The organism is Pseudomonas sp. SDO5532_S415 (genome assembly GCF_054071155.1).
The window spans coordinates 22,768-29,390 of record NZ_JBSVWS010000060.1; the positions used below are offsets into that span (position 1 = coordinate 22,768).

Consider the following 6,623-nt stretch of genomic DNA (forward strand, 5'->3'; position numbering starts at 1 on the left):
AAAAAAGGGCGCAGCCGTAGCTGTGCCCTTGAGTGATCGGGTACAGCCTCAAAGCCGAATGATCACCGACTTCAACTGCGTGTAATGCGACAACGCATCCACCCCTTGCTCACGCCCGTAACCACTTTGCTTGAATCCGCCACACGGCGTTTGCACAAAGCCGCCGCTGTATTCGTTGACCACGATGCGCCCGGCTTCCAGTTGCGCGGCGACGCGGTGGACGCGGCCGATGTCGCGGCTCCAGATCCCGGCACCGAGGCCGAATTCGCTGTCGTTGGCGATGCGCAGCGCATCGGCTTCGTCCTTGAACGGGATCACGCAGACGATGGGGCCGAAGATTTCTTCCTTGGCCAGGGTCATGTCGTTGGTCACGCCGGTGTACACGGTAGGTTCGACGTACCAGCCGTTTTCGTACCCCGGCTGAGTGGCGACTTTGCCACCGATGGCCGGCTTAAGGCCTTCGCGCTCGGCGATGGCGAAGTAGCTCTGGATTTTCTCGAATTGTGCGTGGGTGGTGATGGGGCCGGAGGTGGCGTCATCTTGTGGGCCGACCCGCAACTGGCCCACTTCAGCCAGCAGCTTGTCGACGAAACGCTCGTAGATCGATTCTTGCACCAGCAACCGCGTGCCCGCCGCGCACCATTGGCCGCTGTTCCAGGTGAAGGCCAGGGTCGCGCCCTTGGCGGCGGCGTCGAGGTCGGCGTCGTCGAACACGATGTTGGCTGACTTGCCGCCCAGTTCCAGGGTCAGCGGCAGGATGCGATCCGCCGCGATGTGCCCCAGTTCCTGGCCGGCGCGGATGCCGCCGGTGAAGGAGATTTTGCGGATGTGCGGGTTATGCGCCATGGCCGGGCCGATCACGCTGCCCTTGCCGACGATGACGTTGAATACGCCGGGCGGAATGCCGGCTTCGACCGCCAGGCGCGCCAGTTCCACCAGCGAGGCCGAGGTGTGTTCGGAGGGTTTGGCGACCACGGTGTTGCCGGTGGCCAGGGCCGGGGCGATGGCGCGGGCGGCCTGGTGCAGCGGGGCGTTCCACGGCAGGATCACACCGATGACCCCGAATGGATCGCGGCGGGTGTAGACGTGGTAGTTCGGGCCCTGGTTGATCACCTCGCCGTCCATGACATTGACGATGCCGCCGTAGAACTCGAAGTACTGCGCGGTCAGGTCCATCAGGGTCGCCATCTCGCGGCCGGGCTTGCCGGTTTCGGCGCGCTCCAGGGCACCGAGGGTGGCCTCGCTTGCGCGGATCAGGCGGCCGAAATCGTTGAGGATGCGCCCGCGCAACGCCGGACGCATGTCGCGCCAGGTCTGCAAGGCGCTGGCGGCGCTGTCGATGGCAATGGCCACGTCGGCCGGACTGCTGCTGGCCACTTCGTTGAGTTTTTCGCCGGTGCGCGGGTCGATCTTGTCGACGTATTGGCCGTCCAGCGGCGGCGTGATGCGGCCGTCGATGAAGCTGTTGGTTCTGTCAAACATTGCCGGTTCTCCTCGTGAAGCTCTTCTTGTTAATGCGCGGCATGGGGGAGGGTCGTGGGCAGCCCCATGATTGCCTGCCATTACCGCTGCTCACCGACGACCCTTCAACCGAGTTTTAAAGCACCGTGCGTTGAGAAAATCTCAAGGCAATGGCTTGAGGTTTAGTCAACCGAACCGTCCTGAAAACTCGCTTCACGCGCAGCAGGCAACGCCGGATATTGCTCCCGTAGCAACGCTGAGGCCGCGTCCAAAGGTCAACAATAATAGCGCCCACGGGAGTCTTGAATATGAGCAACTACCACACGGTGGACGGTCAATTGCCGCCGTCATCCACTGCCACTGCGACCCCTCACGCCGAGGGTCGCAAACTCAACAGTGCCGAGAGAAAAGCGATTGTCGCCGCTACCCTCGGCACCATCGTCGAATACACCGACTGGGTGATCTACGCGACGTTTTCCTCGATCCTCGCCAAGCAGTTTTTCCCCGCCGGTGACGGCGTTACCGCCTTGCTGTCGGTGCTGGCGGTGTTCGCCGTCGGCTTCATCATGCGCCCCATCGGTGGCGCGGTGCTGGGGCAACTGGCGGACCGTTATGGCCGCAAGAAAGGCCTGACGCTGTCGATCCTGCTGATGTCGGTGGCTTCGCTGGTGATTGGTATCTGCCCCAACTACGAAAGCATCGGCATTGCCGCACCGATCATTCTGGTGATTGCCCGTCTGGTCCAGGGCTTCTCGGCAGGCGGCGAATTTGGCTCGGCGTCGGCGTTCCTGATCGAGTCGGCACCGGCGCATCGCCGGGCGTTTGCCGGGTCCTGGCAATGGTTCGCCATCAATGCCGGCACACTGGTGTCGTTTCTGCTGGGTTTTGCGCTTGCGTCGATGGGCAGCGATACCGCGCTGTACGACTGGGGCTGGCGCGTGGCGTTCGTGATCGCGGCGCTGATGGGCCTGATTACCTTGTGGATTCGTCTGTCGGTGCGCGAGACCGAAATTTTCAAATCGAAGATCGCCAGCCACGGTAAAAAGCGCCCGATCCGTGAGCTGCTGTTCAGCCACCGTCGCGATGCCCTGCGCGTGATCGGCATCGCCATGGCCGGCAACCTGCTCAACTATGTGTGGATGGTCAGCTACCCCAATCAGGTGCACCTGATCACCGGTATGTCGATCCGCGATACGTTGTTGGCCGGGGTGGTTTCCGTCGGCGTGTCGCTGGTGCTGATGCCGTTCGCCGGCAAACTGGCGGACCGGGTCGGCCGCCGTCCGGTGCTGATTGCTTTTGCCATCGCCTCGATCCTGTGGGCCTGGCCGAGCTTCGGACTGTTGCACCCCGGCATCAGCCTGCTGGAAGTGACGCTGATCCAGACCGTGTCGATGGTGATCATGACCGGCTTCGGCGCGGCATCGGCGGTGACCATGGCTGAACAGTTCCCGGCCGAAGTGCGCGTGACCGGCATCGCCTTGCCGTACGCCTTGTCAGTGACGCTGTTCGGCGGCACCGCGCCGTACCTGATGGCGGCGATGGCGGGGTGGGGGTATGGCGGGTTGTTCTGGATTTACCTGGCGGTGATCAGTGCGATCAGTCTGGCGGTGTACCTGCGGATGCCGGAGACGCGGGGGCAACCGCTGCGCTGATTGGGCGCAATAAAACCTGTGGGAGCGAGCCTGCTCGCGAAGGCGGAGTGTCAGACAACAACAATGTCGACTGACAGACCGTTTTCGCGAGCAGGCTCGCTCCCACAGGGATTTGTGCACTAGGCCGGAACCGGCTCCCGTTCGGTCAACACCTTCCTGAACGTCTCCACCAAAGGCCGCAGGTTGATCCGGTGCCACGCTGCCCACAGCGGCGTGGTGAAGGAGATCCACGGCACCTCCCTCAGCACCACGCCCGGTGGTGCGTTGCGGCTCAGGCCTTTCTGAATCATCGCGATCCCCAGTCCCGACGCCACCAAGCCCAATGCAGTAAACGGTTCTGTGGCTTCCATACGGATGTCCGGGGTGAAGCCGGCGCGGATGCAGGCGCTGACGAAGTCGTCGTGGCAGTTGGCATTCTGGCGATGCTGCACACCAATCCACTCCTGATTGGCCAGGTCGGCGGCGACCAGTGTTGCTTTCTGTGCCAAGGGATGATGCTCGGGCAGGGCCAGCAGCATCGGGTCGTCCAGCACCTGGAAACCCAGCAGGTCCGGGTCGTCGTTGGTCGGCGGTTCGCTGACCAATGCGATATCCAGACTACGCTGACGCAGGCCTTCGAGTTGTTCGGCGGAGCTGAGGTTGTACAGCGCGACGTGCACGTTCGGCCGGTCACCGCGCAGTACGCGCAAGGCATTGGGCAGGACGCCGGCGTGCATGGCGTTTTCGATGTAACCGATGCACAAGCCGCCTTCTTCGCCGCGACCCAGGCGTTTGCCCAGGGATTCCAGGCGATTGGCGTGGGTCAGCAGCGCGCGGGTTTCGGCGAGGAAGGTCTGGCCGTCGCGAGTCAGGCGGATACGTTGCTGGCTGCGCTCGAACAGGGTCAGGCCCAGGCGCTCTTCGAGCTGGGCGATCTGCCGGCTCAGGGGCGATTGGGAAATGTGTAGGCGTTCGGCGGCGCGACCGACGTGTTCTTCCTCGGCGACGGCGACGAAGTAGCGCAATTGACGGATGTCGATCATTTCAGACCTCTAGGGACTCAAGTGCTGCGCATTATGTCTTGGACGGTCCGATGATCGCAATCTAGGATCTGCTCAACGGTCACCTGACCACTGAACTGATGAGGATTTGAATCATGAGCTTGAAAGACAAACTGCCCGGCGCACTGGGTTTCGGCACTGCACCGCTGGGCAATATGTTCCGCGCCATTCCTGAAGAAGAAGCGCAAGCCACCGTGCATGCCGCCTGGGAGGCCGGCGTGCGTTACTTCGATACCGCGCCGTTCTACGGTTCGGGCCTGTCGGAAATTCGCCTCGGCCAGGCACTGTCCCGCTACAACCGCGACGACTATGTACTGAGCAGCAAGGTCGGCCGGGTGATTCTCGACGAAGTCGAAGACGCCTCCGCCCGCGATCTGGGCGAAAAGAGCGGGGTGTTCGAACACGGCCGCCCGAACAAGATCGTCAACGACTACAGCGCCGACGCGACCATGCGTTCGATCGAAGACAGCCTCAAGCGTCTGCAAACCGATCGCCTGGACATCGTCTGGGTGCATGACATCGCCCAGGACTTCTACGGCGATCAATGGCTGGAATACTTCAATCAGGCGCGCACCGGTGCCTTCAAAGTCCTGACCCGCTTGCGTGAAGAGGGCGTGATCAAGGGCTGGGGCCTGGGCGTGAACAAGGTCGAGCCCTGCGAACTGACCCTGGACCTGAGCGAAGCGCAGCCGGACGGTTTTCTGCTGGCCGGTCGCTACACGCTGCTCGATCACGACCGTGCCTTGCAGCGCCTGATGGACGCGGCGCTGGCGCAAAAGGTCGAGATCGTGGTCGGCGGCCCGTATAGCTCGGGCATCCTCGCCGGTGGCGCACACTTCGAATACCAGAAGGCCAGCCCGGCGATCATCGCCAAAGTCGAACACATCAAACGCATCGCGGCTGCCCATGGTGTCGATATCAAAGCTGCTGCCTTGCAATTTTCCCTGGCTAACCCGGCGGTGGCGGCAGTGATTCCAGGTGCCAGCCGTCCCGATCGGATTGCCGAAGATGTCGCCGCCTTGTCGGCGGTGATTCCCGCAGCCTTCTGGCAGGCGTTGCGTGACGCGAAGCTGGTGTCCGAACGTGCCCCATTACCCATGATTGGAGCCTGAACATGAAAATCGATCTGAGTGGAAAACTGGCGATTGTCAGCGGCAGCACCGCCGGCATTGGCCTGGGCATCAGCAAGGCGCTGGCCGAATCCGGCGCCACGGTGGTGGTGATCGGCCGTGACACGGCCAAGGTCGAACAGGCGTTGGCAAGCATTCGCCAGAGCGTGCCGGGTGCGCAGTTGCGAGGCTTGACTGCCGACCTGGGCACCGCCGAGGGGGCGGAAAAATTGTTCGCCGCCGAACCCCGCGCTGACGTCCTGGTAAACAACCTCGGGATCTACAACGATGTGGACTTCTTCGAGACCCCGGACAGCGAGTGGACACGCTTCTATGAAGTCAACGTGATCTCCGGTGTGCGCCTGGCCCGGCATTACGTGCCGGATATGGTCAAGCAGGGCTGGGGCCGGGTGATTTTCCTGTCTTCGGAGTCCGGCGTGGCGATCCCGGCCGAGATGATCAACTACGGCGTGACCAAAAGCGCCAACCTGGCGGTGTCCCATGGCCTGGCCAAACGCTTGGCGGGTACCGGGGTGACGGTCAATTCGATTTTGCCGGGCCCGACCCTCACCGACGGTGTGGAGGAGATGCTCAAGGATGCTGTCGCCGCCTCCGGTCGCAGCGTCCGGGAAGAAGCCGACGCTTTTGTGCGCAAGGCTCGGCCCAGTTCGATCATCCAGCGCGTGGCGGAGGTCGAGGAAGTGGCGAACCTGGTGGCCTACATCGCTTCGCCGCTATCCTCGGCCACCACTGGCGCCGCCCTGCGGGTCGACGGCGGTGTCGTCGACAGCCTGGCCATCTGAACCTTTTTGAATCTGGAGAATATTTTTCATGGCAACCACATCAGCATCCATCGACATCCCGGCCTCGGCCGATCAGGTCTGGCAATTGATCGGCGGTTTCAACTCGCTGCCGGACTGGCTGCCGTTCATTCCAAAGAGCGAACTCAGCGAAGGCGGGCGCGTGCGCAGCCTGCAAACGGCGGACGGCGGCGTGGTGATCGAGCGTCTGCAAGCGTTCGACAATGACGGCAAAACCTACAGCTATTCGATCTTGCAGGCACCGTTTCCGGCCACGGATTACCTGGCGACGATTCGTGTGGAAGCCCAGGGGCAGGGCGCCCGGGTGACCTGGTCCGGTCGGTTTGAACCGGTGGGCGTGAGTGACGAGGAAGTGGTGGCGTTGTTTACCGGGATTTATCAGGGTGGGCTTGAGGCTCTCCGGGCCAATTACCCGGCCTGACAAACACCACACCCCCCCTTGTGGGAGCGAGCCTGCTCGCGAAAGCGGTGTGTCAGTCAAAGTTGTTTGGACTTACCTGCCGCCTTCGCGTCCAGGCTCACTCGACCGGATTTTGTGTC

At 62.6% G+C, this 6,623-nt stretch carries 6 protein-coding genes; 4 read left to right on the forward strand and 2 right to left on the reverse strand.

Annotated features, from left to right (window positions below; genetic code table 11):
• Positions 1–48: 48 nt before the first annotated feature.
• On the reverse strand, positions 49–1,482 hold the full coding sequence (locus ACW9HW_RS15305) for an aldehyde dehydrogenase family protein (protein WP_457400602.1): 1,434 nt from the start codon (positions 1,480–1,482) through the stop codon (positions 49–51).
• Positions 1,483–1,769: 287 nt separating this feature from the next.
• Between ACW9HW_RS15305 and ACW9HW_RS15310 the strand changes: the two genes are divergently transcribed.
• Positions 1,770–3,113: an MFS transporter gene (locus ACW9HW_RS15310; RefSeq protein ID WP_457400604.1), complete on the forward strand. Its 1,344-nt coding sequence runs from the start codon at positions 1,770–1,772 to the stop codon at positions 3,111–3,113.
• A gap of 119 nt (positions 3,114–3,232) precedes the next feature.
• Here ACW9HW_RS15310 and ACW9HW_RS15315 read toward each other — a convergent pair whose 3' ends face one another.
• Positions 3,233–4,135, reverse strand: a complete 903-nt coding sequence (locus ACW9HW_RS15315) for a LysR substrate-binding domain-containing protein (protein WP_095192536.1) — start codon at positions 4,133–4,135, stop codon at positions 3,233–3,235.
• A gap of 113 nt (positions 4,136–4,248) precedes the next feature.
• Here ACW9HW_RS15315 and ACW9HW_RS15320 point away from each other — a divergent pair, with 113 nt between their 5' ends.
• Genes ACW9HW_RS15320 through ACW9HW_RS15330 form a run of 3 tightly spaced genes read left to right on the forward strand, consistent with a single transcriptional unit; the run spans position 4,249 to position 6,504 of the window.
• Positions 4,249–5,265, forward strand: coding sequence for an aldo/keto reductase (locus tag ACW9HW_RS15320; RefSeq protein WP_457400606.1), 1,017 nt, complete (start codon positions 4,249–4,251; stop codon positions 5,263–5,265).
• 2 nt (positions 5,266–5,267) lie between these two features.
• Positions 5,268–6,065, forward strand: a complete 798-nt coding sequence (locus tag ACW9HW_RS15325; protein WP_457400607.1) for an SDR family NAD(P)-dependent oxidoreductase — start codon at positions 5,268–5,270, stop codon at positions 6,063–6,065.
• A gap of 28 nt (positions 6,066–6,093) precedes the next feature.
• Positions 6,094–6,504 (forward strand): SRPBCC family protein, encoded by a 411-nt coding sequence (locus ACW9HW_RS15330; protein ID WP_095192533.1) that lies wholly within the window; start codon positions 6,094–6,096, stop codon positions 6,502–6,504.
• The last annotated feature ends 119 nt before the right edge of the window (positions 6,505–6,623 follow it).

Bases quoted from the DNA above. Each gene is read 5' to 3' on its own strand.
- ACW9HW_RS15305 (WP_457400602.1), bottom strand. From the start codon at position 1,482: ATGTTTGACAGAACCAACAGCTTCATCGACGGCCGCATCACGCCGCCG.
- ACW9HW_RS15310 (WP_457400604.1), top strand. From the start codon at position 1,770: ATGAGCAACTACCACACGGTGGACGGTCAATTGCCGCCGTCATCCACT.
- ACW9HW_RS15315 (WP_095192536.1), bottom strand. From the start codon at position 4,135: ATGATCGACATCCGTCAATTGCGCTACTTCGTCGCCGTCGCCGAGGAA.
- ACW9HW_RS15320 (WP_457400606.1), top strand. From the start codon at position 4,249: ATGAGCTTGAAAGACAAACTGCCCGGCGCACTGGGTTTCGGCACTGCA.
- ACW9HW_RS15325 (WP_457400607.1), top strand. From the start codon at position 5,268: ATGAAAATCGATCTGAGTGGAAAACTGGCGATTGTCAGCGGCAGCACC.
- ACW9HW_RS15330 (WP_095192533.1), top strand. From the start codon at position 6,094: ATGGCAACCACATCAGCATCCATCGACATCCCGGCCTCGGCCGATCAG.